Raw genomic sequence first — 25,033 nt, 5'->3', positions numbered from 1 at the left:
TCTATTTCACGGAGCAACAGATGGCCACGCTCGAAGCGTTTCGCGCCGTGCTCGATGACGAAGGCACGCCGGAGATCATCCGCAATCACATCATCGATTCGCTGCAATACACGCTGCGCAATCACGGGCAGATTTTCACGTCGAAGGAAGTCGAATGGCTGGCCGGCTGGGATGACGCGCGCATTCCGCTCGCGGCAACGCGCGAGCTGCAGAAGCGCGTCGCCGAAACATCCCGCTGAAGCAAGACCCTGTTGATCGTTCAGCGCGCGCCACGACGGCGCAACCCTTCACCCGGCGTGCCGCTCATGGCGAGGCACGCCGTGCGCGAGCGCCGCGTCGCGCGCGAGGCCCCGCCGGCTGGGCGGTTCACCCCTGCGTGGAACTTTTTGCTATCCAATTAGCCCTATTTAGTGCATCATATTGCAATAGCTGTATTCCGCATTCGTAGTTCCGGCGTTTCCTGGCAAAATCGCAGCATCATCGCGGGTTGAACCTCAGGCAATACCGGGCAGGCTCAAACCGGCATCTCCGCACCACCCCCGACTGTTCGACCGCCGCCTGCTGGCGGTCCCGTCACTCCGGCAATGCGTCGCATGCATTCGCCGTCGCGAGCTGTGCAGCTGAGGGTTCATTCACGCGCCCGATGTCCGCGCGACATCAGCGTGTTTCTTCTCCATCGAATCCGCGATTTTGCGCGGCCGCGCTCAAGCCCTTGTCATCGGGCCTGTGCCAAACTTTTTCCATGGCGGCGCGCCTCAAGGTGCTGCGCTGCCCGGCCGGTCTTGCCGCGCGTAACACGCGTGACACGCCGGCCACGTAATACAGGACACAAGCTTCATGAATTCAGCAGTCAAGACGTACAAGGGTTACGAAATTCACCCGCTCGTCTATCCGCGCCGCCCGGCGGACGGTCAGACGAGCCGCAATCCGGACGCCGGTTACGACGCGTCGGTGCGCATCTGCCGCGTGGGCGCCAGTGCGGCCGCCGACGGCCGTGTGTTCCGTCTGCAGTACCTGTTTCCGTTCGACGGCACGGGCAAGGCACGCATTGCGTGCATGGCCCACGCCGAGCAACTGATCGACGGCCGTGTAGACGGCCAGTCCGTCGCCGATCTTTGAGCGGTACTATCAGCATATAGGCTGATGCCGCAGGACAGCGGGCTCGAAAAACCCGCTATCGCCCCAATCTGATGTTGTGCTGCCCGGCGTGGGCGACCAACACCCCTTATCCCATCGACCAGGAGTTATGCATGGCGAAAGAAGAACTGCTTGAACTTGACGGTATCGTCGACGAAGTACTTCCGGACAGTCGTTACCGCGTGACGCTCGACAACGGCGTCGTGGTTGGCGCTTACGCGTCCGGACGCATGCGCAAGAACCACATCCGTATTCTCGCGGGCGACCGCGTGACGCTGGAGCTGTCCGTCTACGATCTGACCAAAGGCCGGATCAATTTCCGTCATAAAGACGAGCGCGCCACCGGTGGCGGCGGTGCTCGCAACACGCAATTCCGTCGCCGTTAAGGCCGGCGGCACGCTGAGCGCGCTTTGCGCGGTCCCGGCGTGATCCATTGCGATTGAGTTGTACGCGAAGCCATTCGCGCGCCTTCTCCGGCTTGACTCGTTGATTCGAGCCTGAGCGGCGCGCTGCGGCGTCGCCTTGTTGCAACCCGAAATTCCCTCATCGCCTGGCGCTTTCTGCTGCCGGCGGGCGTTTCACCGCCTTCCCCGCTTCCCTCCACACGCGCTCAAAGGCCGAACACCGTCCCGAGATCCTCTCCGGCGGCGCTTTTGCGCACCTGTTCGACCACCCGCTCCTCCAGTTCAGCCAGATGCTCCCGCATTGCCGCCAATGCCGCGGCGAGGTCGCCCGATTCGAGCGCGTCGATGATTTGCGTGTGTTCGTCCGCGGAGCAGGTGGAACCCTTCGACGGGTCGAACAGCGCTTTATACAGCTCGGTTTTGGCGACCAGTTGCCCGACCAGTCCGAGCAGCTCGGTGCCGCCCGCCAACTCCGTCAGCAGCACGTGAAACTGGCCGGCAAGACGCACGGAGTCTTCGAGCGCCCCGGCGCGTAGCGCCTTCTCTTCGCTGCGAACGTGCGCGCGCAAGCTCCGCTTGTGCTGCGCGCTCAATGCCCCGCACAACGCGGCGACGATGCCCGCCTCGACGATCTGCCGCGCGCGATACACCTGGCGAATGTCCTCCTCGGACGGCGACGGCACAAACGCACCACGATTCGCCTCCAGCACGAGCTTGCCTTCGAAGCCTAGCCGTGCGAGCACCTTGCGCAGCGCGCCGCGCGTGCAGCCGAAGGCGGCGGCCAGATCCCGCTCGACCAGTTGCGCGCCCGGTCGCAGGCGTCCCTGCAGCAACGCCGCGGTAATCGACGCATAAATACGCTCTTCGACGCTGGACGAATCGTCGTCGCGTGCGGGTTGAACGGACGCGTCTGTATCAGCAGACGACGAGCGCCGGGGACGTGGTGGCATGGCTTCAGTGACCGGAAATGGAGCGGAAACGCCCAGGCATTCTAGCGGCGGCGGGCAGCCGGCGCCATCCGCTTATGCTGCGAGCTATACCGGACATCATAAAAATGGTTAACCATTTTTTGTTACTATGGTTGACCAAAATAAGCCGCGCATGGGTTTTCACACTGCTGCTGCTCACCGGTTTCGCCAACGACGCCCACCTCGCCGCTTCGCCACCGCGCCAGCAGACGGCGCGCCGCCCCCTCTCTCTCCCCACGAGGACCATTGTGAATTCGCACCCCCAGGCCAGTTCGACCCGCACTTCCGCTCACCACGCCACTGTGGCGCTGACGTGGCGGGACATCGTGTGGCTGGGTGCGATCGTCGCGATCGGCATCAATCTGCGGCCCTTGCTGACCTCGATCAGCCCTTTGATGACGACCATCCGCGACGCAACCGGCCTCAGCTTCTACGGTGCGTCGCTGCTGACCAGCCTGCCGGTCGTCGCAATGGGGATCGGCGCATTCGGGGCGGGCGCGCTGACCCGCACGCTCGGCGAAACACGCGGTGTCGCGCTCGGCTTGCTGGCCATCGCGCTGGCTTGCGCGGCGCGGTGGACGGCGTCGAGCGGCGCGGCGCTGCTCGCCACCGCGTTGCTGGCAGGTGCCGGCGTCGCCGCAATTCAGGCGCTGCTGCCCGCCGTGATGAAGCAGCGCTTTCATGCGCGCGTGCCGCTCGCAATGGGCGTGTTCTCAGCGTCCATCATGGGCGGCGGCGGGTTGGGCGCGAGTTTGAGCCCTTGGGTGAGCCACGCGATGCAGTCATGGCAGGCAGGGCTCGCGGCATGGGCGATTCCTGCCTGTGCGGCGCTCGCCTGCTGGTGGGCATTGAACCGCCGGTCTTCCGGCAGCGGCGCCGCAGCGGCTGCTTCGGCACAAGCCGACACACTTTCACTTTGGCGTACGCGGCGCGCGTGGACCCTCGGGCTCTACTTCGGGATTGTCAACGGCGGCTATACGAGTCTCGTCGCGTGGTTGCCGGCGTTTTATCAGCAGCGCGGCGTGAGCGTGGCGGCGAGCGGATCGCTGCTGGCCGGCATGACGGTGTTTCAGGCGAGCGCGGCACTGCTGTTGCCGCTTGCCGCGGCGTCGTTCCGGGATCGCCGGCCATGGCTGATGCTCGGTCTCGCGGCGCAACTGTTCGGACTGCTTGGCTTGATTGTCTGTCCCGATGCCGCGCCCTTGCTGTGGGCCGGCGTAGCAGGCGCGGGCCTGGGCGGGGTCTTTTCGCTGACGCTCGTCACCGCCATGGATCATTCAGCCGACCATCGCGTGGCCGGCCAGCTCGTCGCATTCACCCAGGGCGTGGGCTTCATCGTGGCCGCCGTCGCGCCGGTTGTGGCCGGTCTCGTGCGAGGCTGGAGCGGAAGCTTCGGCGCCGCGTGGATCATGCTCGCCTGCTGCGTCGTCGCCATGATGGCGCTGAGTTTGGTGTTTGCGCCCCGCAGTAACGGCCAATGGCGCTGATGAACTGAGCGGCATGCGCCGCTTCGGTGCATCGGCGTGACGTGCCCCGTGCAGGTGCAGCGACGGGCGCCCACGCAATCGCCAAGTGCGTGACTGCACGAGTTTCACACTTGGGCGCATCGACTGGCATAGCCATTGCTTTATTCCTGGTCAGCCGTCGATAAATCCCCACTCCATGCTGCGCGTTCTCCTCGTAACCGACACCGATAAGCCCATCGGCGACCTTCGCGACGCCCTTGCCCGACTCGGCTACGAGATGCTGGCGGGCACCGCCACGCCGCAAGCACTGCATCGCGTGGTGCAGAGCGAGCGGCCCGATGTCATCATCATCGATACGGAATCGCCGTCGCGCGACACGCTCGAACAGCTTGCGGTCATGAACGCCACCGCGCCGCGCCCGGTGCTGATGTTCAGCCACGACGCCAACCAGCAATTGATCCGCGACGCCGTCGGCGCGGGCGTCACGGCCTATCTCGTCGAAGGTCTTGCGACCGAGCGTCTCGCGCCCATCCTCGAAGTCGCGCTCGCGCGTTTTGCGCAGGAATCGCAATTGCGCGAGCGCCTCGCGCAAGTCGAAAGCGAACTTGCCGAGCGCAAGCTGATCGATCGCGCCAAACGGCTCCTGATGGATCAACAGAAGATCACCGAACACGCCGCCTACGCCAACCTGCGCAAGCGCGCGATGAACCAGGGCGTCAAACTCGCCGAAGTCGCGCGCGCCATCATCGCGTCGGCCGACTCGCCCAAATGAAGCGCCGTCCATGAACTCTCCCATTACCACTGCAACCAACCCATCCGGGCCGCTCGAGAAGACTCATCTGCGGCTCGGCTTCGTGGCGCTCTCGGACGCCGCGCCGCTCGTCGCCGCCAAGCTGCTCGAATTCGGCCACGCGCACGGCCTGACGCTGGAGTTGTCGCGTCAGCCGTCGTGGGCCGCCGTGCGTGACAAACTACTGTCGGGCGATCTGGATGCGGCCCATGCGCTCTACGGACTCGTGTACGGCGTGCAACTGGGTCTCGGCGGACCGCAAACGGACATGGCCGTGCTGATGGTGCTAAACCGCAACGGCCAGGCGATCACACTGTCGAGCCGTCTCGCCGATGCGCTCGCCGAACACGGCACGCTGCCCAAGGCACTCGCCACGCTCGGCCGCAAGCCGGTCTTCGCGCAAACCTTCCCCACCGGCACGCACGCGATGTGGCTGTACTACTGGCTCGCGTCGCAAGGCGTGGATCCGTTGCGCGATATCGAGAGCGTGGTGATTCCTCCGCCGCAAATGGTCGCGGCGCTCGCCGAAGACAAGCTCGACGGACTGTGCGTTGGTGAACCCTGGAATATGCAGGCCGAAGCGCAGGGCGTCGGCAGAACGATCGCTTATACGAGCGACGTGTGGCCCGATCATCCCGAGAAAGTGCTGGCGTGCCGGCGCGATTTTGTCAGCGCGAATCCGCATGCCGCGCGCGCGCTCGTGCAGACCATGCTCGAAGCGTGCCGCTGGCTCGACGGCGCGGGACATCGCGAGGACATCGCGCGCTGGCTTGCGCGGCCCGAGTACGTTGGCATTGATGCCTCGTTGATCGCGGCGCGCCTCAGCAACGAGATCGCGGCTTCCGCGCCGGGCGGCCTGCCCGTGCGCTTCTTCGACAACGGCGCGGTGAATTATCCGCGAGCGTTCGAAGGCGCGTGGTTTCTCACGCAGTTCGAGCGCTGGGGCATGATCGACGCGCGCGCGGATTATGCGGACATCGCCGCGCGAATCAACCAGACTCAGTTGTATCGCGAAGCGGCAGCGGGCGTAAACGTCGCGGTGCCGGAAGAAAGCGCTTCACAAGTATTGATCGACGGCGAAACGTGGAGCAGCGGCACCTCTCCCACGGGTTATGCGCGGCGCTTTCCGATTCGCCGCTGAATGCCGCGCCGGCGTTACGCCGCCTTCAACGGCGGAAGCAGCACACTGACGATCAACCCGCCGCCATGCGCATCGGCGAGCGCAACCAGCGCACCGTGTACGCGCGCGATTTCCCGCACGATCGACAAACCCAGTCCGCTGCCTTCCACCGCCTGCGTCGCTTCGCTGCGATAGAAGCGCTCGAACACCGCCTCGCGCTCGCTCATGGCAATGCCCGGCCCATTGTCGATCACCTGCAGCAACGCCTGTTCGCCTTCGCGCGCGACCCGCACGGTAATCACCGCACCATCGCCTGAATAGCGGATCGCGTTATCGATCAGATTGCCGACCAGTTCCGCGAGCAGATCGCTTTGCCCCATCACGTCGACACGCGCGTCCTGCTCGAAACCGAGATCGATGCCACGTGCGCGAGCCACCGGCGACCAGTCGAGCGTCACGCTGCGCGCCACCTTATGCAGCGGCACCGCCGCGTGCCTGACCGTATAGCCGCTGTGCGCTTCGAGCCGCGAGAGCGACAGCAACTGTTGCACGATGCGCACCGCGTGCTGCACCGCGCGATTCAGCCGCCGCAAATGCACCCCTTGCCGACGATCGCCAGTCGAACCCGCTTCCACGCCGTCGATATCGCGCAGCGCCAGTTCGGACTCCGCCTGAATCACCGCAAGCGGCGTTTTCAACTGATGCGCGGCGTCGTTGAAAAAACGCCTGCGCGACGACTGCATCAACTGCGTGCGGCCGATGTACTGATTGATCGAATCGACTAGCGGCGTCACTTCGCTCGGCAGCCCGACCGTGTCGAGCGGCGTCGGATCATCCTCCGCGCGCGCGGCCACTTTTGCCGACAAACGGTTCAACGGCCGCAAGCCGCGCGCCACGCCCAGCCACACGATGCCGAGCGCGAGCACCACCAGCAAGCCTTCCTGTTGCAGCGAGCCGGTCAGAATCTCGCGCGCCAACGCCTGACGCTGCTCGATCGTTTCGCCGACTCTCACCAGCACCACCCGCGTCTGCGCGCTCGGCACGTCGTGCACGGGCAGCCTGAGCATGGCGATACGCAGCGGGCGGCCGCGAAACACGCCGTCATAGAAACGCACGCGGTAGGGCTCACCCGGCACGTTGCCGGCGTCCGGCAAGTCAGGATATCCGGTCACCACGCGCCCACCTTCCTCGCGAATCTGATAGTAGATGTTGCCGCCGCCATTCGATTCGAACATCTCCAGAGCGAGGTACGGAAGATCGACTTCGATCTCGCCGTCGCGCAAGCGGATGCCGTCGCGAATCGAGCGCAGCGAAAATTCGAGCGTGCGGTCGAATGCCGCATGCGCCGCGTTCATCGCACGCTGATACGTGAGCCACGCGTCGAACGCGAGCAGCAGAAGCAGCGGCACCAACAGCCACAGTGCGACACGTACGCGCAGATTCGGCTGCGTCATGCGCTTCTTGCTTCCAGCAGATAGCCGAGTCCGCGCAGCGTCACGATGCCAACCGAACTGTGTTCGAGTTTCTTGCGCAAGCGGTACACATAGATTTCGATCGCGTCCGCATTCACCGATTCGTCGAGCCCGAAAATTTTCTCCGACAGCGTGTCCTTGTTGATCGCGCGGCCGTTGCGCAGGATCAGCACTTCCAGCACCGATCGCTCGCGCGGCGTCAGCGCAAGCGATTCTCCCTCGAGCGTGAAACTCCGGTCCACGCTGTCGTAAAGCAGCGTGCCGCATTGTGCGTTGAGCGGTTCCTGACCGTGGCTGCGGCGTAACAGCGCACGCGCGCGCGCTTCGAGTTCGGTGAGGGCGAAAGGCTTGGCGAGATAGTCGTCGGCGCCGAGATTGAGGCCGCGCACGCGCTCCTCGACCGAACCGTGCGCGGTCAGCATTAGCACCGGCACGGCGTTGCGGCGTGCGCGCAAACGGCGCAGCACTTCGAGGCCGTCGAGTTTCGGCAAACCGATATCGAGAATCACCAATGCGTAGTCCTGCGTACGAAGCACGTGGTCGGCTGATTCACCGTCGTGCATGCAGTCGACCGTGAGTTTCGCGCTGGTCAGCGCGTCGGTGAGCGAGCGGGAAAGGATCGGATTGTCTTCGACGAGCAGCACACGCATGAGCAGAATCCCAGGGAAATCCATGAGGCGAATTCGACCATTGTGACGCATTTCCCTCGAAAATTGAAAGCGTTCAGAAAGCACCGACCTCTTACCATTCGCCTACACAAAACCAACACGAAGTTATCTGGAGGAAGACGTGCAAAACGCTTTGAAAGTACTCGCAGCAGCTGTCGCATTCACCGTCAATTCCGCATGGGCAGCCATTCCGGCCGGCTATCCAGGCGATTACCAGGCCACTATCGACGGCGCAAAAAAGGAAGGCAAGCTGATCGTCTACTCGGTCACGGACACCGCGCTGGTGCGTCCGCTCATCAAGGACTTTGAAAGCATGTATGGCGTCAAGGTCGACTACAACGACATGAGCAGCACCGAGCTATACAACCGCTATATCAGCGAGAACGCAGCGAGCAGCATCAGCGCCGACGTGTTGTGGAGTTCAGCCATGGATCTGCAGGTCAAGCTCGTCAACGACGGCTTGATGGCCACCTACGAGTCGCCCGAAACGAATCAGTTGCCGCAATGGGCGCAGTACCAGAAACAGGCTTACGGCACCACCTACGAGCCGCTCGCGATCGTCTACAACAAACGCCTGCTGCCGCCCGGCGACGTGCCGCAAACGCGCGCCGATCTGATCAAACTGCTGCAAGCCAGGCCCGATCAGTTCAAGGGCCGCGTCACCACTTACGACATCGAAAAGTCCGGCGTCGGCTTCAACTATCTGACTCAGGACGTGCGCGTCAATCCGCAGGTCACGTGGAATCTGGTGAAAGCCATTGGCGCCACCGGCCCGAAGCTGCAATCAAGCACCGGCGCGATGATGGAGCGCATTTCCTCGGGCGAGAACCTGATCGGCTACAACATTCTCGGCTCGTACGCGCAGACCAAAGCAAAGAAAGATCCGTCGATCGGCTACGTCTATCCGAAGGACTACACGCTAGTTGTCAGCCGGCTCGTGACGATCTCGAAGAAAGCACACAGCCCGAACGCCGCGAAGCTGTGGGTCGACTATCTGCTCTCGGAACGCGGCCAGACCTTGCTGGCGAATCAGGCGGGCCTGTTCTCGATTCGCGCGGACGTGCAGGGTGAAACGTCGATGGCCGGCCTCACGAAGCAGCTCGGCGACTCGCTCAAACCGATCCCGATCGGCTCGGGCTTGCTGGTCTACCTCGACCAGTCGAAGCGCCTCGAATTCTTCAAGCAATGGCAACAGTCGATCAAGCGCTAGCCCTTCGCGTTTGACACAGCGGCGCGCGCGCTGACACGCGCGGCCGCCCTTCCTTCCATACCTGTCGATATGCGGCTTTGTGCCGCAGGGGGACACTCATGCTTTCCACTAGCGCAACCGGACACCGCGCGGCACCACCGCACGCGGCAGACGGCGGCTCCATCGGCGCGCTGTCGCGCGGCGGACTGCAACCGTTCATGGGACTGCTGCGCTGGCTCGTCATCGCGGTGCTGACCGTGGCGGTGGCGCTGCCACTCGGCTTCATCCTGCTGCAAAGCGTGCTGAGCGCGCCGTTCTTCGACGCAAAGCGCACGCTCGGCCTCGCCGGCTTCGAATTCATTTTTAGCGACCCGGACTTCTGGTCCGCGCTGAAAAACTCCTTTGTCATCGCGGCCGGGATGCTGTTCATCTCGATTCCGCTCGGCGGTATTCTCGCGTTCCTGATGGTGCGCACCGACCTGCCCGGCCGCCGCTGGCTCGAACCGCTGCTGCTCACGCCCGTGTTCGTCTCGCCGATGGTGCTCGCCTTCGGCTACGTGGTCGCCGCCGGCCCGGTCGGTTTTTACTCGGTCTGGTGGATGGAACTGTTCGGCACCGCGCAAGCGCCGTGGACCGTCTATTCGGTTTTCGCCATCACGGTGATCGTCGGCCTCACGCATGTGCCGCACGTGTACCTGTATTCGTCGGCGGCGCTGCGCAATCTCGGCTCGGATGTCGAAGAAGCGGCCCGCGTGGCCGGTGCGCGGCCGTTTCGCGTCGCGCTCGACGTGAGCCTGCCGATGACCCTGCCCGCGCTGCTGTTCGCCGGCGTGCTGGTGTTCTTCCTCGGCTTCGAAGTATTCGGCTTGCCGCTCGTACTCGGCGATCCCGAAGGGCACCTCGTGCTGGCCACCTATCTGTACAAGCTCACCAACAAGCTGGGCGTGCCCTCGTATCACCTGATGGCCGCGGTTGCGATGTGCATCGTCGCGATCACGTTCCCGCTCGTGCTGCTGCAACGCCGGCTGCTAAGGAGCGCGAACCGCTTCGTGACAGTCAAGGGCAAGGCGGGACGGCAGACCGTGCTGCCGCTCGGCGTGTGGCGCTGGGTCGCGCTCGGCATCGTCGCGCTGTGGCTATTCTTGACGGTGTTCGTGCCGATCTCCGGCATTACGTTACGTGCGTTCGTCACGCACTGGGGACATGGCGTGCATCTCGCGGATGCGCTCACGCTTGCCAACTTCACGGAACTGTTCGAGCAGAACAACCTGGTCCGCGCGATTCTCAACACGCTCGGCATCGGGGTGTTCGGCGGCGCGCTGGCGGTCGGCTTCTATTCACTGGTGGCGTTCGCCGGTCATCGCCGCAACGACTGGGCCACGCGCCTGCTCGATTACCTCGTGCTGCTGCCGCGTGCGGTGCCGGGCCTGCTCGCCGGTCTCGCGTTCCTGTGGGTGTTTCTTTTCGTGCCCGGCCTCAAGGAACTGAAGAACTCGATGTGGAGCATCTGGATCGCGTACACCGTCGTGTGGCTCGCCTACGGCATGCGTCTGATTCAGAGCGCGCTGCTGCAAGTCGGGCCTGAGTTGGAGGAAGCGGGACGCAGCGTCGGCGCCACGCGTGCGCGCGTCAGTCTCGATGTGACGCTGCCACTCGTGCGCTTCGGCCTGCTCGCCGCGTGGCTGCTGATTTTCATGATCTTCGAGCGCGAATATTCGACCGCTGTCTATCTGCTCTCGCCCGGCACGGAAGTGATCGGCGCGCTGCTCGTGTCGCTGTGGGCCACCGGGTCGGTCGATCAGGTCGCGGCGCTTTCTGTCATCAACATCGCGATGGTCGGCGCCGGACTCGGTGTCGCGCTGCGCTTCGGAGTGAAATTGCATGGATAAGCTCTCAGTCGACAACCTCTTTCTGAGCTATGGCGACAACCCGATTCTCAAAGGCGTGTCGTTCGAACTGAACCCCGGCGAAGTGGTCTGCCTGCTGGGCGCGTCGGGCAGCGGCAAGACCACGCTGTTGCGCGCGGTGGCCGGACTCGAACAGCCGTCGTCGGGCCGCATCGAACTGGACGGTCAGGCGTTTTTCGACGGCGCGGCGCATGTCGATCTGCCGGTCGAGCAGCGCTCGCTGGGACTCGTGTTCCAGTCGTATGCGCTGTGGCCGCATCGCACCGTGGCCGATAACGTCGGCTATGGATTGAAACTGCGGCGCGTCTCGCCCGCCGAGCAGAAAAAACGCGTGCAGGCCGCACTCGACCAACTCGGCCTCGGCCACCTCGCCGCGCGTTATCCGTATCAGCTATCCGGCGGCCAGCAACAGCGTGTCGCGATTGCGCGAGCACTGGTCTACAACCCGCCGGTGATTCTGCTCGACGAACCGCTCTCGAATCTGGACGCCAAGCTGCGCGAGGAAGCCCGCGCCTGGCTGCGCGAGCTGATCGTGTCACTGGGCCTCTCTGCGTTGTGCGTGACGCACGACCAGACCGAAGCGATGGCGATGTCCGACCGCATTCTGTTGCTACGCAACGGCCGCATCGAACAGGAAGGCACGCCCGCCGAACTGTACGGCGCGCCCCGCTCGCTCTACACCGCCGAGTTCATGGGCAGCAACAACCGCATCGAGGCACGCGTGGCCGCGGTCGACGGCGAACGCGTGACGCTTGCCGGCGACGGCTGGCAACTGCAGGCGCAAGCACGCGAAGCACTCACGGCCGGACAGCACGCGCAGGCCGTGATCCGCCTCGAACGCGTGCAGGTCGCCGACGGTCCCGGCGCGAACCGGCTCGAAGCCGACCTCGTTACGTCGATGTATCTCGGCGACCGCTGGGAATACCTGTTCCATTGCGGCGACCTGCGCTTGCGCGCCTTTGGCCACGTGCCGCGCGCGGCCGGCCGCCACTGGATCGAATTCCCCGCCAACGACTGCTGGGCTTTCGCTCAGGCGAGCTGAAACGCGGCATGCAGACCCCGAAGGACCTCTCCTTCGGGGCTGCCCAATCGAAGTAAAAAACCAACCACAGGAGACTGTTGATGAAGTGGAGCATGAAGAAGGCGACCGTCGGCGTCACTTGCGCCGGACTCGCCGGTTTTGCAGCCGGCGCGCACGCGCAATCGAGCGTCACCCTGTACGGCATCGTCGACGCGGGCGTCGAGTACGTGAACCATGCCAGCAAAGCCGGTGGCGCCACGCGCCTCGTGTCGGGCGGCAAGAACACTTCGCGCTGGGGTTTGCGCGGCGTCGAGGATCTCGGTGGCGGCCTGAAGGCGGTGTTCCAGTTGGAGAGCGGCATCAACATCGCCAACGGTCAGTTCGACGACAGCTCCGGCGCAATCTTCGACCGCCGCGCGACCATTGGCCTGAAAAACCGCTTCGGGCAAATCACGCTCGGCCGCAATTTCACGACCACGTACGACTACATGCTGCAGTTCGACCCAATGGGGTATGCCCCGAACTACTCGTGGGCGACGTCATCCACGGCGACGGGCGGCCGCAAGGACGGTCTGTTCTCGCGCTCGTCCAACGCGGTGCGTTATGACGGCACTTTCTCCGGTTTCAAGTTCGGCGCGATGTATGGTTTCGGCAATGTGCCGGGCAGCATGAAGTCGAGTTCGAAGTACGACTTCGCTCTTGGCTACGAGACCGGTCCGTTCGCCGCAGTCGTGACTTTCGACCGGCAGAACGGCGCGAACGACAGCGTCACGCCCGCCGATACCACCAACTATATCCAGGGCATTCACGCAGGCCTGAGCTACGACTTCGGCGCCGTGAAGGCAATGGCCGGTTATCGGAACTACCAGCGCACGTTCCACACCGCCGCGCCCACTTTGCGCAGCGACATGTACTGGCTCGGCGGTCAATATGAGGTGACGCCGTTCTTCTCGCTGTTCGCTGCGGTCTACCATCAGGACATCAAGGACGCGAGCGACGCCGATCCGACGCTGTTCTCGCTGCGCGCGCAGTACGCGCTGTCCAAGCGCACGGTGCTGTATATGGCGGGCGGTTATGCGATGGCCAGGCATGACAATGCTGTCAGTCTGTCACGCGATTTGATCGGTGTGGCGGATACACAAACTGGCGTGACGGCGGGTATACAGCATCGTTTCTGAAGCTTTTCGCCCGCCGAATCGCACGGCGATGAAACGGGCACGCTCGATGAATTCTGACACCATCAAAGCAGATTTTTCTCAAATTAAACGGTGCTAATGTGAAACCACAATTGATCCGCCCGCCGCGCCCACCATGAACATGAGTCAGTACACAAAGGTGTGGGCTGCTACCGCAACCACCTGAATAAGACGGCTAAAAAATGTCTTACGTAGCAGATATGATCGAAGCAAGTTCTCTTAAAGGACAACTTGTCGGCAACGGACAATGCGTGACGTTCGTCCACGCTGTTGTTTCCACTCCACCTTCTTCCGCGTGGCACCGGGGAGAAAATGTAAGAACCGCGACCCTGATCAGCCCAGGAACGGTAATCGCAACATTCGACCCTAACGGCAGGTATGGAAACCACACTGACGGGCGCAGTCACGCAGCCATTTATCTGGGCCGCAACGCAGTCGGCATTCAGGTTCTGGATCAGTGGAACGGACATACAGCGCAGCCAGCCCACGAACGGACCATTCGTTTCAGAAACGGATACGGAGTGAAAGCTAACGACGGAGATCAATTCTATGTGGTCGAGTAAGAAACTTTGTGTGTCGTTCTACGCGTTGGCAAGCGGCGCCGCAGTGGCCGCGCCGCTTGCCTGTCCGGCCAATGTGCTCGATTCCGGAGTCCGGCATGTCTTGAACAACGCGGCTCTGTACGACGGGCCTCCAGACCGGATGGTGAGCCTTGCACCCGTACCCGCTGGTCGTGTAGATCGCTGGGACACCAAAAACATTGATCCGTATCTCGTGTGTCAATACAAAGACACAGTCAGGACCGTCACGCTTCACGCAAAAAACGTGAGCATGTGTACAGCAGGCATGAAGCCATTCCGTGCGCAATGCAAGTAACAGGAGGATCGCGCTGCCGGATCTTCACCACGATCATCCGGCGGGCCCGGGACAGTTTCAGCCGCGCCGCGCCACGTCACCTCACGTCGCGTGGCGATGCTTGCCCACTCAGAAGTTAAAGTTGTCGATATTGCTCGAGTCGAACGTAGTAGGCGGCCCAAGAATGATTTCGCCTTGCGGCCCGATGGTGCGTTTGCCGAGCTTGCCGGCGTCGAACGACTCGCCTTCCTTACCGCTGATCGTGCCCGAAGACAGCGCCGCCGCGGCATAAGCAGCCAGGTAGCCGAGTTGACCCGGATCCCACAACTGGAACGCCTTCACGGTGCCGTTCTTCACGAACGCACGCATCTGGTTCGGCGTACCGAGACCGGTCACCGCCACCTTGCCCTTACTCGACGAAGTGGAGATATAACGCGCGGCGGCGGCAATACCGACCGTGGTCGGCGCGACGATCGCCTTCAGATTCGGATATGCCTGCAGCAGACCTTGCGTTTCGGTAAATGACTTCTGATCGTCGTCGTTACCGTAGGCAATCTTCACGAGCTTGATCTTCGAATACTCGGGCTTTTTCAGTTCCTCCTGCATCCACTTGATCCACGTGTTCTGATTGGTCGCATTGGGCGTGGCCGACAGCACGGCGAACTCGCCCTCGCCGCCCATCAGCTTGGCTACCAGTTGAACCTGGCCACGGCCGATGCCTTCCGCGTTCGCCTGGTTGACGAACAGTTGCCGGCCCTCGGGCGCCGTGTCCGAGTCGAAGGTCACGACCTTGATGCCTTGCGACATCGCCTTCTTCAGATACGGCACCACCGCATTGGCGTCGTTCGCTGCGATCACGATCGCGTCCTGGCGCTGCGTAATCAGCGTATTGATGTACTGCACTTGCGACGACGCGCCCGCATCCGACGGCCCCACCGCTTTGCCCACGCCGCCGAACTCCTTGATCGCGGTCATGCCGCCGTCGTCGGCGATCACTTCGTAGGGGTTGTTGATCTGCTTCGGCACGAATGCGATTTTCAGACCGCTTTTCAGGCCCGCGGCGGACGCGGCGCAACTGATCGCGATCAACGCAACGCAGAGCGCCGCGGTGCCGGTGTGACGTAGAGGTTTGAACATGAAGTGTCTCCTGCCTTGTTGTTGGACGTGACGTTGTCCGGGTTATCGGTTGTTGGACTTTCTCTTCGCAGATGCAGGCATGGCTAAAAACTTAGACTGAAGATGCGGACTTCGCGATGAAACGCCGGTCGCGCGCCGCGCGCCAGCGCGCCACCAGATTCGGTATCAGCACCGAGGCCAGCAGCAGCACGCCGGTCACGATGGTCAGCGTTTCGCTGGATACGTCGTCGAGCGTCAGCGCGTTTTTCAGCACGCCGATAATCAGCAGCGACAGCAGCACGCCGATCATCGACCCGCGTCCGCCGAAAATGCTCACACCGCCGAACAGCACCGCCGCGATCACCGACAACTCGAAACCTTCACCGTTGTCGCCCCGCGCGCTCGTGAAGCGCAGCGTATAGACCACGCCCGCCAGCGCACTCATGGCGCCGGACAGCACGAACAGGCGCAAGCGGATCTTTGCCACTTCGATACCGGAGAACGCCGCGGCGGTCGGATTCGCGCCGATCGCATAGAGACTGCGGCCGAACGCCGTGGACTGCAGCAGCACGGTGAACACCACCGCGCCGACGATCACGATCACAAACGGCAGCGGTATGAAACTCGAACCAACCGTGTCCATGCCGAACGCCGTGTAAGCCGCGGGGAAATCCGCCACCGCCTGGTCGCCGAGCAGCACATAGGCGAGGCCGCGAAACAGCGCCAACGTGCCGATCGTGACCGCGAGCGAAGGCAGATTGAGCTTGACGATCACGAGGCCGTTCAGCAGACCGGCCAAGGCTCCCGCGATCAGCACCAGCACGATCACGAGCGGCATCGGCAAGCCCATGTGCCATAGCACGCCCATCAACGCGCTGGACGCGCCGAGCACCGAGGCCACCGACAGATCGATTTCGGCGGCGACGATGATCAGCGTCATCGGCAGCGCCATCAACGCAATTTCGGTCAGATCCGCCAGCACGTTGCTCAGATTCGCGCCGGTGAGAAACACCGGCGACAGCAACCGCCCGAGCGCGAGCGAGAGAATCAGCACGATCACCAGCAACACTTCCCATTGCAGCGGCGTTTCGCGTTTGCGCGTGAGCAGCGCGGAATCGGGTTTAGCCATGATCGCGTTTCCTCATCATGCGTTTGGCGACGGAGCGGGCCAGCAAGGTATCGGCGGTAATCGCGGCGACGATCAGCGCGCCCTCGATGGCCTGCTCCCAGAATGGCGACACGTGCAGCACGACCAGCGCGATGCTGATCACGCCGAGCACGAGCGCGCCCAACGTCGCGCCGAGAATCGTGCCGACGCCGCCAGTGATTGCGACACTACCCACCACGGCGGCGGCCACCACTTGCAATTCGATGCCCTTCGCGGTGCTGGCATCCACGGTGCCGAAGCGCGCCAGCCACAACGCGCCCGCAAAACCGGCAATCGCGCCAGAGAGCAGAAATCCCGCCATCACGCGACGCTCCACGTTCACACCGGCGAGACGCGCCGCCTCCGGATTCGAGCCGATCGCGTAGTGTTCGCGGCCACCGCGAAACTGCTTCAGATACACGGCGAGACCGGCCAGCACGACGATCGCGATCAGCGCGAGCGTCGGAATGCCGAGCAACGTTCCAGTCGCGAGACGAGAGAAAGCATCGGGCAGGCTGGTGGCGTTGATCTGCCCGCCATGCACCCACGCATAGTCCGCACCGCGAAAAATGTACAGCGTGGATAGCGTCGCCACCAGCGACGGCACGCGTCCCACCGCGACGAGCAGCGCATTGATGCCGCCCGCCACGAGACCGATGGCAAGCCCCGCAGCCAACGCGACGATCACCGGCATCTGCGGAAACGCGACATACAGGCTGCCGACCGCATACGCGCTGATGCCGACCGTCGAGCCGACCGACAGATCGATATGCCGCATCAGGATCACCACGGTCATGCCGGCCGTCAGCAAGCTGATGATCGACACGTTCAGCAGCACGTCGCGCAGGTTCTGCAGGTTCAGGAACTGCGGTTTCGCGAGCCCAGTGCCCACAATCAGCAGAATCAGCACGACGAACAACGTTGTTTCGCGGCTCTTTGCGATGCTTGCGGCAAAGCCGCCCGGCGAGCCCGCCGCGCGCTTCGCGACCGGCGGATGGACCGGCGCGGGATGGGTGGAAGAATGGCGCATCATGCGGCGTGTCCCAGCGGTGGAATCGGTTGGACTGGATGGCCGACGGGTTGGCCAAGTGCGGCGCCCATGATGCGTTCCTCGTCAGCGTCGGCACGCGCTATATCCGCGCTGATACGTCCCTCGTGCATCACCAGCACGCGGTCGGCCATGCCGAGTACTTCCGGCAATTCGCTCGAGATCATCAGCACCGCCATGCCGTCGCGCACCAGTTCGGCGAGCGCGCTATACACCTCGGCCTTCGCGCCGACGTCGATCCCACGCGTGGGTTCGTCGATGATCAACACTTTCGGCCCGGTTGCCAGCCATTTGCCGAGCACGACTTTCTGCTGATTGCCGCCCGACAACGTGCCGACCGGCGCGTTCGCGTCGCCCGCCTTGAGACGCAAACGCGTGCCCCATTGGTTGGCGAGTTGCGTCTCGCTGCGCGTCGAGATGAGGCCGTGTTTGACGAGCCGCCCGAGCACGGTCATCGAGGCATTGCGCGCAATGCTCAATTCCAGCGCGAGTCCTTGTTGCCGGCGGTCCTCCGGCACGAGCGCAAGTCCGGCGCGCACCGCGGCGGCGGGCCGGCCTGCCGTCAGACGCTTGCCGGCAATCCAGATTTCGCCCGAGTCGAGCGGATCGATGCCGAAGATCGCGCGCGCGACTTCGCTGCGCCCCGCGCCGACCAGCCCGGCCAGCGCCACGATCTCGCCCGCGCGCACGTCGAAGGAAATGTCCTTGAAGACGCCCACGCGCGTGAGGCCGCGTACCGACAGGCGCACTTCCCCAGGCGGCTGGTCGGCTTTCGGATAGAAGGTTTCCAGATCGCGCCCGACCATTTTGGCCACGATCGACTCAGTGGTGAGATCGGCGGTCAGACCGTCGAAAACTTTCGCGCCGTCGCGCATGATCGTGACGCGCTGTGTCAGCGCGAATACTTCGTCGAGCCGGTGCGTGATGAACAGAATCGCCACGTCACGCTCGCGCAGCTTGCGCACGATCGCAAAGAGCCGCTCCACTTCGGGCAGCGACAACGCGGCGGTCGGTTCGTCCATGATGAGCACGTTGGCGTTCAGCGACAACGCCTTGGCAATTTCGATCACCTGCTGATCGGCAATCGACAAACCGCGCACCAGCTGATCGGCGCGCAGATCGACACCGAGCGACGCCAGCAAGCCATCCACCTCGCGGCGCATCGCGTCGTATTGAATGCGGCCGATCCGGTCCACCGGCTGCCGCCCCATGAAGATGTTCTCCGCGATCGACAGATCGAAGAACAGCGTCGGTTCCTGATAGATGACCGCGAGCCCGGCGTCGCGCGCTTCAGCGGGTGTCGCGAAGCGGCGCGCCACGCCGTCCACCAGCAACTCGCCGGTATCCGGCTGATGCACGCCCGCGAGAATCTTCACGAGCGTCGATTTGCCCGCGCCGTTCTCGCCGAGCAACGCATGCACCTCTCCCGGCCATAGCGCGAGATCGCCGTCGGAAAGCGCGCGAACCCGGCCGAATGATTTACTCGCGTGCCGCAATTCGAGCCGCGGCACTGAGGATGTGGCTTGCTGCACAGCGTGTCTCCTTCTTTTTCGCGTTCCAATGCCCTTCAGATGCGGTAGCAACGTTCCGCATTACGGCAAAACAGCGCCTCTTTCTCGGCGACGCTCGCGCCATCCACGATCGATGCATACGCATGCCACAAATCCGCGTAAGAGCCGAACAGCCGGTCGACGGGAAAATTCGAGGCGAACATCGCGCGCTCGACGCCGAACGTATCGATCGTTTCGAGCACATACGGCCGCAGGCTTTCAACACTCCACTGGTGATCGAACATCGCGAGTCCGCTGATCTTCACCGCGACATTGCGGCAACCGGCGAGCAGGCGCATGCCGTCGCGCCAGGCGCGATAGCCCGCCACGCTATTACGGTCCACGAACATGCCCGCGTGGTTGATCACGAATTGCGTGTCGCCATGCGAGCGCGCCAACGCCGCCGCTTCTTCCATCTGTGACGGATACAGTTGCAGATCAAACGACATGTCGTAACGGCGCAGCAACGCGAAGTGTTCGCGCCATTGCGGCTCGCGCATGAAATGACGGCCGACGTAATCGAACAGCTTGTTCTCGTGCACGTTCAGAATCTGCCGGATGCCACGCGTATTCGCGAACGACGCATGCGCTTCGAGCACGGCCGGCGCATTCGGCGCGGACAGATCCACCGCGGCGACGATCGCGTTCGGCATGCCGCGCGATTCCTTGCGATCCGCAATGGATTGCAGCCAGCGCGTTTCTTCGACCGGATCGGTGGGATCGTGATTCGCTTCCACGTGCACCAGTTTCAGTACCTCGATATCGCCCGCCTCGCCCAGCAGATCGTCCAGCAGGTAGTCGTGCTTCAAGTCACGCGCATCGCCCACGAACGACACGCCCGGGTTTTCCAGCCACGGATAGCGATGCGTTTTCAGATCCCACAAATGGATATGCGAATCGACCACCTGCATGCGACATCCTCCGTCCGGTGAAGATCGTTTCGAGTCAGATCATGTAAGTCTGCTGAGCGGCAATCAGATCAAGTCGGCTCAACTCAGCGAGTTCAGGTGAAAGACCGGTTCGAGCGGCTGCTGAAGCGGCGTGTGATCCGGCGCCGTGTGCATGATGTCAGCCATGTAATCCCACCATTTGCGCATGACCTCGAGTTGCGGCAGTTCGTCCATGGTGTGATGGTTGTTTCGCGTCAGCACGGCGAAGAGATGGTGCGAGTCCGGGTCGAAGAAAATCCGGTAATCGCGCACGCCGGCATTGTGCAATGCATCAACCAGTTCGGGCCAGATTTGCGCGTGACGTCGTTCGTATTCCTCGCGCATGCCGGGGTTGAGCACCATCCGGAAAGCAATTGTTTCCATTGCGGCCTGTCTCCCGTCGTATCGGAGCGCTTTCTCGGAGAAGCGCCTGATGCGACTATAATTCCAGCGTCGATAGCATCTCAATCCGTTGTTGGGATTGGGCGATCCACAAACCGAATCGCACCCGACCCATGAGCCAACACTCAGCAACTGTCGCACTCGTCAATCGGCTCAAATTCAAGCACCTCGCGCTGCTCGTCGCGCTCGACGACGCGCGCAATCTCCATCAGGCCGCAGAGGCCGTCAACGTGGCCCAGCCGAGCGCGAGCCGCATGCTCGGCGATATCGAAGAAGCATTCGGCTTTCTGCTGTTCGAGCGCAACGCGCGCGGCATGACGCCCACGCCGCTTGGCGTCGTCACGCTGGCCTATGCCCGGCGTGCACTGGCGGAACTGACCCGTTTCGCCGAAGACCTCGACGTCAAACGCCGCGGCGGTCACGGCCAACTGACGGTCGGCGCGATCATGGGCGCCGCGCCCGATCTGCTGGCCATGGCGGTCGCCGCGCTGAAAACCGAAAGCCCGCTGTTGAACGTGCGCATTCTCGGCGAGACCAGTGACCAGGTCGTGCAATTGCTGCATCGCCGCGAAGTCGATCTGGCGCTCGGGCGCCTGACCAGCCCGCTGCAACACAACGATTTCAGTTTCGAGCCGCTCGCGCGCGAAACGCTGCTGCTCGTGGTGCGTGCGGTGCATCCGCTCGCGCAGCGCGCGCGCGTCAGCTTGCGTGAGCTGATCGACTGGCCGTGGGTGGCGCAGCCCGTCACCAGTCCGGCGCGCGTGCTGTTCGAAGAGGAACTGGCGCGCGCGGGACTGGCCACGCCGGTGAATCTGACCGAATGCGCGTCGATCTTCGCTACGCTGCAATTGCTCGAGAATTACGATGCGGTGGCCATGCTGCCCGAGTCGGTGGTGCGCGATCATTTGCGCGGCAAACTGCTGGTTGCGTTGCCGCTCGAAATCGGCAAGAGTCTTTCGGGCTTCGGCATTCTCACGCGCAAGGAAGAGCCGCTGGCTGAACCGGCGCTGCGTTTCATCGACCTGTTGCGCGGCTTCTCGCACAAACTCAAACGCGACGACACCGCCGCGGCCGCATCTGACTCCCTGGTCGCGGCTTCGGCTCCGGTGAACTGAAATCGGCATCGCGCGTTATTGCAGGTTGACGAAAAGGCCGCCGTCCACCAGCAGCGCAGCGCCCGTCACATAGCGCGCGCGGTCGGAGGCGAGGAACGTCACGCAATCGGCGACATCTTCCGGGCGGCCCAGTCTGCCGAGCGGGATGCGTTTTTCGAAGTAGGCTTTTTTGGCTTCGTCGGCGAGGTCTTCAGCGTTCAGATCGGTGGCGATGGTGCCGGGCATCACCGAGTTGCAGCGAATGCCATATGGTCCCAATGCGACCGCGCAGGATTGCATCAACGAATGCACGCCCGCTTTGGTCGGCGTGTAATGCGTCTGCATGCCGCCGCCCACCAGCGCGCTGATCGAACTTGTCGCCACGATCGCGCCGCCCGTGCCCTGCGCTTTCATCTGTTGCGCGGCGGCTTGCGTCACATAGAACGCGCCGTTCAGATTGACAGCCACCGTCGATTCCAGCACCTCCGGCGGCATGTCGAGAAAAGCATGAAACGGACAGATGCCCGCGTTGCTGGCCAGCACGTCGACTTTGCCGAACGCCTCGACCGTGTGGCGCACCAGTTGCTGACCGGTTTCGCGCGCGGCGACGTTGCCTTCGATCGCAATCACGCGCCGCCCCAGCGCCTCGATTTCACCGACCACTTCCGCAACGGCGGAACGGCGTCCATACGATGCGTCGTTGTCGCCCCAGTAGTTGATCGCCACGTCCGCGCCTTCGGTTGCGCACGCAACGGCTATCGCGCGGCCGATACCACGCGACCCGCCGGTGACGATCACGACCTTGTCCTTGAGCAGCACGTCATTCTCCTTTCAGGGTTCGAATTTGCGACGGGTGACGCGCACGGCGCGGCTCGACCCGACAACAAGTAATCAACACGCACTCATCGTGAACTCATCGCGAACTCATCGCGAACTCAACGCGCGTAAGGCCGCACCAACGCGCATTCCGGATTCAGCCTCACGCCGAAGCCCGGCGCGTCCGGCACCTTCATGCGCCCGTTCACGGGCACGGGTTCATCGAGCAACAGTGGCGTGAACATCGGCACGACTTCGTCGGCTTTGGGCGCCATCATCAGAAACTCGGCAAACGGCGAATTGTGCCGCGTCACCACGAAGTGATAGCTATACACCGACGAACCGTGCGGCACGACCATCACATTGTGGGCATCCGCTAGCGCGGAGATCTTGATCAACTCGGTAATGCCGCCGCACCAGCCGACATCCGGTTGAATCAGATCGCAGCATTGCATCTCCAGCAACATGCGAAAGCCCCAGCGCGTTGCTTCGTGTTCGCCGGTCGACACCATCATGCCGCGTGGCACATTGCGGCGCAGTTCGGCGTAACCCCAGTAGTCGTCGGGCGGCAGGCACTCTTCGATCCATTTCAGGCCATACTCGTGCGCCGCTTGCGCGAGCCGCGTGGCATACGGCACATCGAGGCTCATCCAGCAGTCGTACATCAGCCAGAAGTCGTCGCCCACCCGGCTGCGCATGTCAGCGAGCTTTTCCAGATTCTTCTTGAGGCCCGCTTCGCCTTCGGCGGGACCGTGCTGCAACGGCAGCTTGCCGCCGATGAATCCCATCTCCTTCGCCAGATCGGGCCGCGCGCCGGTCGCATAGAACACCAATTCGTCGCGCACCGGACCGCCTAATAGCTGGTACACCGGCTCCTTGCGCACTTTCGCGAGCAGATCCCACAACGCGAGATCGACGCCCGAGATCGTATTCAGCACGACCCCTTTGCGACCGTAATACAGAGTCGAGAAGTACATCTGATCCCACATTTTCTCGATGTCGGTAACGAGTTGCCCTTCGAGAAAACGCGCGAGATGTTTCTCGACGATGAACGCGCCGATCTCGCCACCCGTCGTCACCGCAAAACCCACGGTGCCGTCGCTCGCTTCGATCTCCACCACGAGCGTGCCCAGCACATTGATACCGAATGACTGGCGGCTCTGGCGATACTCCGGATAACGCGCCATCGGCGTGGAGATGTGATCGTCGATCCAGTGTCCGCCGGGTTGGTCGTGATAATCCGCACCGCCGCCGCGGACGATGAAGGCACGCACGTGCCGAATGGTAGGCATGGCCATGTATGGAGGCTCCGTTATGAGTGCGTCGAGCGAGCGCCTAGCGGGCGCGATGCAGTAAGGTTTTGAAAGTTGCGCCCGGCTGGGCGGCGTCGCGCCGCAATAGCGTGCCGATCAAAAGCGCGGCGAGCAGACTCGACATGCCCAGCACGACCAATCCCGCCGACTTCGACGAAAAGGCATGTTCCGCCGCGGTGCGCAAGCTCGGCGCAATGAAACCGCCGAGCCCGCCGAGCGAATTGATCAACGCGATACCGCCCGCCGCGGCCGCGCCTGTGAGGTGACGCGTGGGAAACGTCCAGAAAAGCGGCTGCGCGGCAATGAAACCGCTCGCGGCACAACACAGCGCGAGTAAGCCGACGGAAGGACTTCTCGCGAGTCCGGACACACCAATGCCGAGCCCGGCGACGATCAGCAACGCCACCGCCCAACGCCGATGCCCACCGGTGCGATCCGCGCGGCGCGGCACGTACCACGTCACAGCCAGCGCACACAGCCATGGCAGCGCCGCGACGAGACCCACACGCAAGCCGACCGTCGTTCCAAGGAACGCCGCCACCTGTTGCGGCAGATAAAAAATCACGCCATACACACTCATCTGGATCAGCAGATAGATCGCCGACAGCAGCAACACACGCCGGTCCACCAGGGCGGCCAGAATGTTATGCGGGCCGTGCGCGGACGCGACACGCGCATCGTCTTCGAGTGCGCTACGCAAGGTGGCGCGCTCCTGCGGTTCGAGCCAACGCGCGTCTTCGGGGCGATTGTCGAGATACCAGAACGCCCACACGCCCACCAGCGAAGCCAGCACGCCCTCCACCAGAAAGAGCCATTGCCAGCCGGCAAGACCCAGCGCGCCATGCAATTCGAGCAGCGACCCCGACAACGGGCTGCCGAAAATAAACGCCAGCGGCGCGCCGAAATAAAACACGCCCACTGCACGCGCCCGGGACGACTGCGCAAACCAGTGTGTGAGGTAATAGATCACGCCCGGAAAGAAACCCGCCTCGGCGACGCCGAGCAGAAACCGCAGCGTATAGAACGCGGTGGGCGTATGCGCGAGGCTCATCGCGGCCGACACGATTCCCCATGTCACCATGATCCGGCACATCCAGGCGCGCGCGCCAACCCGATGCAACAGCAGATTGCTCGGGACTTCGAACAATGCATAGCCGACGAAAAACACGCCCGCACCGAAGGCAAACGCCGCATTCGACAAACCTGTGTCGTGCTGCAAAGCCTTTTGCGCGAAACCAATGTTGGCGCGGTCGAGGAACGCCAGCACATACATCAGCAGTAGAAACGGCAGTAGCCGGCGCATTACCTTGCCGTTGATCGCCTCGAGTGAAACGGGCGCATGCGTGTCCATGTCGTCTCCTTCGCAGAGCACGCGCGGGTGGCGGCTCTGCGGGTTTCTTTTCTTGTGTAGCGCTACCGTGCTAA

The 25,033-nt window shown here is 63.1% G+C and carries 25 protein-coding genes; 13 read left to right on the top strand and 12 right to left on the bottom strand.

The genetic code is table 11. The annotated features are described in order from the left end of the window. Window positions 1-20: 20 nt before the first annotated feature. From BLW71_RS34680 to infA, 3 genes are all read left to right on the top strand, one after another. Entirely contained in the window at window positions 21-239 is a 219-nt protein-coding gene (locus tag BLW71_RS34680) for a hypothetical protein (protein ID WP_091807738.1), read from the top strand. Window positions 240-837: 598 nt separating this feature from the next. After that, window positions 838-1,119 carry a hypothetical protein gene (locus BLW71_RS34675; protein WP_091807736.1) on the top strand — a complete coding sequence of 94 codons (282 nt, stop codon included), beginning with the start codon at window positions 838-840 and terminating at the stop codon, window positions 1,117-1,119. Window positions 1,120-1,250: 131 nt separating this feature from the next. Then, entirely contained in the window at window positions 1,251-1,523 is a 273-nt protein-coding gene (gene infA / locus BLW71_RS34670; protein WP_012427521.1) for a translation initiation factor IF-1, read from the top strand. A 224-nt stretch (window positions 1,524-1,747) separates the two neighbouring features. Here infA and BLW71_RS34665 read toward each other — a convergent pair whose 3' ends face one another. Beyond that, window positions 1,748-2,491, bottom strand: a complete 744-nt coding sequence (locus BLW71_RS34665; protein WP_091807734.1) for a GntR family transcriptional regulator — start codon at window positions 2,489-2,491, stop codon at window positions 1,748-1,750. Between the two features lie 266 nt (window positions 2,492-2,757). Here BLW71_RS34665 and BLW71_RS34660 point away from each other — a divergent pair, with 266 nt between their 5' ends. The 3 genes from BLW71_RS34660 (at window position 2,758) to BLW71_RS34650 (ending at window position 5,906) form a co-directional block, all read left to right on the top strand. Continuing rightward, window positions 2,758-3,996, top strand: a complete 1,239-nt coding sequence (locus tag BLW71_RS34660; RefSeq protein ID WP_091807732.1) for a cyanate transporter — start codon at window positions 2,758-2,760, stop codon at window positions 3,994-3,996. A 175-nt stretch (window positions 3,997-4,171) separates the two neighbouring features. Continuing rightward, the gene (locus BLW71_RS34655) at window positions 4,172-4,747 is read left to right on the top strand and encodes an ANTAR domain-containing response regulator (RefSeq protein ID WP_091807730.1); all 576 of its coding nucleotides are present in this window, start codon (window positions 4,172-4,174) and stop codon (window positions 4,745-4,747) included. Between the two features lie 10 nt (window positions 4,748-4,757). Continuing rightward, window positions 4,758-5,906, top strand: coding sequence for a CmpA/NrtA family ABC transporter substrate-binding protein (locus tag BLW71_RS34650; RefSeq protein WP_091807728.1), 1,149 nt, complete (start codon window positions 4,758-4,760; stop codon window positions 5,904-5,906). A gap of 14 nt (window positions 5,907-5,920) precedes the next feature. Here BLW71_RS34650 and BLW71_RS34645 read toward each other — a convergent pair whose 3' ends face one another. After that, window positions 5,921-7,339: a sensor histidine kinase gene (locus BLW71_RS34645; protein WP_091807726.1), complete on the bottom strand. Its 1,419-nt coding sequence runs from the start codon at window positions 7,337-7,339 to the stop codon at window positions 5,921-5,923. Next, the gene (locus BLW71_RS34640) at window positions 7,336-8,007 is read right to left on the bottom strand and encodes a response regulator (protein ID WP_091807723.1); all 672 of its coding nucleotides are present in this window, start codon (window positions 8,005-8,007) and stop codon (window positions 7,336-7,338) included. Before BLW71_RS34640 ends, BLW71_RS34645 begins: the two co-directional genes overlap by 4 nt. 139 nt (window positions 8,008-8,146) lie before the next feature. Between BLW71_RS34640 and BLW71_RS34635 the strand changes: the two genes are divergently transcribed. The 6 genes from BLW71_RS34635 (at window position 8,147) to BLW71_RS34610 (ending at window position 14,214) form a co-directional block, all read left to right on the top strand. Further along, window positions 8,147-9,235, top strand: a complete 1,089-nt coding sequence (locus BLW71_RS34635) for an ABC transporter substrate-binding protein (protein WP_091807720.1) — start codon at window positions 8,147-8,149, stop codon at window positions 9,233-9,235. A 98-nt stretch (window positions 9,236-9,333) separates the two neighbouring features. Further along, window positions 9,334-11,103: an ABC transporter permease gene (locus BLW71_RS34630; RefSeq protein WP_091807718.1), complete on the top strand. Its 1,770-nt coding sequence runs from the start codon at window positions 9,334-9,336 to the stop codon at window positions 11,101-11,103. After that, the gene (locus tag BLW71_RS34625; protein WP_091807716.1) at window positions 11,096-12,163 is read left to right on the top strand and encodes an ABC transporter ATP-binding protein; all 1,068 of its coding nucleotides are present in this window, start codon (window positions 11,096-11,098) and stop codon (window positions 12,161-12,163) included. Before BLW71_RS34630 ends, BLW71_RS34625 begins: the two co-directional genes overlap by 8 nt. 80 nt (window positions 12,164-12,243) lie before the next feature. After that, a complete protein-coding gene (locus tag BLW71_RS34620; protein WP_091807714.1) occupies window positions 12,244-13,320 on the top strand; it encodes a porin in 1,077 nt (358 codons plus the stop codon). 200 nt (window positions 13,321-13,520) lie between these two features. Beyond that, window positions 13,521-13,901, top strand: coding sequence for a BPSL0067 family protein (locus tag BLW71_RS34615; protein ID WP_011492223.1), 381 nt, complete (start codon window positions 13,521-13,523; stop codon window positions 13,899-13,901). After that, on the top strand, window positions 13,888-14,214 hold the full coding sequence (locus BLW71_RS34610) for an STY0301 family protein (RefSeq protein ID WP_091807713.1): 327 nt from the start codon (window positions 13,888-13,890) through the stop codon (window positions 14,212-14,214). Before BLW71_RS34615 ends, BLW71_RS34610 begins: the two co-directional genes overlap by 14 nt. 108 nt (window positions 14,215-14,322) lie before the next feature. Here BLW71_RS34610 and rhaS read toward each other — a convergent pair whose 3' ends face one another. The 6 genes from rhaS to rhaM all read right to left on the bottom strand — a co-directional run bounded on the left by rhaS (window position 14,323) and on the right by rhaM (window position 20,367). Continuing rightward, window positions 14,323-15,330 (bottom strand): rhamnose ABC transporter substrate-binding protein, encoded by a 1,008-nt coding sequence (rhaS, locus tag BLW71_RS34605; protein ID WP_091807711.1) that lies wholly within the window; start codon window positions 15,328-15,330, stop codon window positions 14,323-14,325. Window positions 15,331-15,421: 91 nt separating this feature from the next. Next, window positions 15,422-16,438, bottom strand: a complete 1,017-nt coding sequence (locus tag BLW71_RS34600; protein WP_091807709.1) for an ABC transporter permease — start codon at window positions 16,436-16,438, stop codon at window positions 15,422-15,424. Continuing rightward, a complete protein-coding gene (locus BLW71_RS34595; protein ID WP_091807706.1) occupies window positions 16,431-17,489 on the bottom strand; it encodes an ABC transporter permease in 1,059 nt (352 codons plus the stop codon). Before BLW71_RS34595 ends, BLW71_RS34600 begins: the two co-directional genes overlap by 8 nt. Further along, window positions 17,486-19,036 (bottom strand): sugar ABC transporter ATP-binding protein, encoded by a 1,551-nt coding sequence (locus BLW71_RS34590; RefSeq protein ID WP_091807704.1) that lies wholly within the window; start codon window positions 19,034-19,036, stop codon window positions 17,486-17,488. Before BLW71_RS34590 ends, BLW71_RS34595 begins: the two co-directional genes overlap by 4 nt. Window positions 19,037-19,071: 35 nt before the next feature. Next, window positions 19,072-19,965: an amidohydrolase family protein gene (locus BLW71_RS34585; RefSeq protein WP_091807702.1), complete on the bottom strand. Its 894-nt coding sequence runs from the start codon at window positions 19,963-19,965 to the stop codon at window positions 19,072-19,074. 78 nt (window positions 19,966-20,043) lie between these two features. Then, window positions 20,044-20,367 carry an L-rhamnose mutarotase gene (gene rhaM, locus BLW71_RS34580; RefSeq protein WP_091807700.1) on the bottom strand — a complete coding sequence of 108 codons (324 nt, stop codon included), beginning with the start codon at window positions 20,365-20,367 and terminating at the stop codon, window positions 20,044-20,046. Window positions 20,368-20,498: 131 nt separating this feature from the next. On the opposite strand from rhaM, the gene BLW71_RS34575 reads away from it, so the two are divergent. Beyond that, window positions 20,499-21,500: a LysR family transcriptional regulator gene (locus tag BLW71_RS34575; RefSeq protein WP_091807698.1), complete on the top strand. Its 1,002-nt coding sequence runs from the start codon at window positions 20,499-20,501 to the stop codon at window positions 21,498-21,500. A 15-nt stretch (window positions 21,501-21,515) separates the two neighbouring features. Here the strand turns inward: BLW71_RS34575 and lra1 are convergent, their stop codons facing one another. The 3 genes from lra1 to BLW71_RS34560 all read right to left on the bottom strand — a co-directional run bounded on the left by lra1 (window position 21,516) and on the right by BLW71_RS34560 (window position 24,959). Next, entirely contained in the window at window positions 21,516-22,298 is a 783-nt protein-coding gene (gene lra1, locus BLW71_RS34570; protein WP_007177649.1) for an L-rhamnose 1-dehydrogenase Lra1, read from the bottom strand. Between the two features lie 116 nt (window positions 22,299-22,414). Further along, entirely contained in the window at window positions 22,415-23,593 is a 1,179-nt protein-coding gene (gene rhmD, locus BLW71_RS34565; protein ID WP_091807696.1) for an L-rhamnonate dehydratase, read from the bottom strand. Window positions 23,594-23,630: 37 nt separating this feature from the next. Continuing rightward, on the bottom strand, window positions 23,631-24,959 hold the full coding sequence (locus BLW71_RS34560) for an MFS transporter (protein WP_091807694.1): 1,329 nt from the start codon (window positions 24,957-24,959) through the stop codon (window positions 23,631-23,633). Window positions 24,960-25,033: the final 74 nt, after the last annotated feature.

Origin of the sequence: Burkholderia sp. WP9, from assembly GCF_900104795.1 — a bacterium.
Taxonomy (GTDB): Bacteria; Pseudomonadota; Gammaproteobacteria; order Burkholderiales; family Burkholderiaceae; genus Paraburkholderia.
The sequence above is the reverse complement of the archived record's forward strand: the minus strand, read 5'-3'. Positions and strand labels throughout refer to the sequence as shown.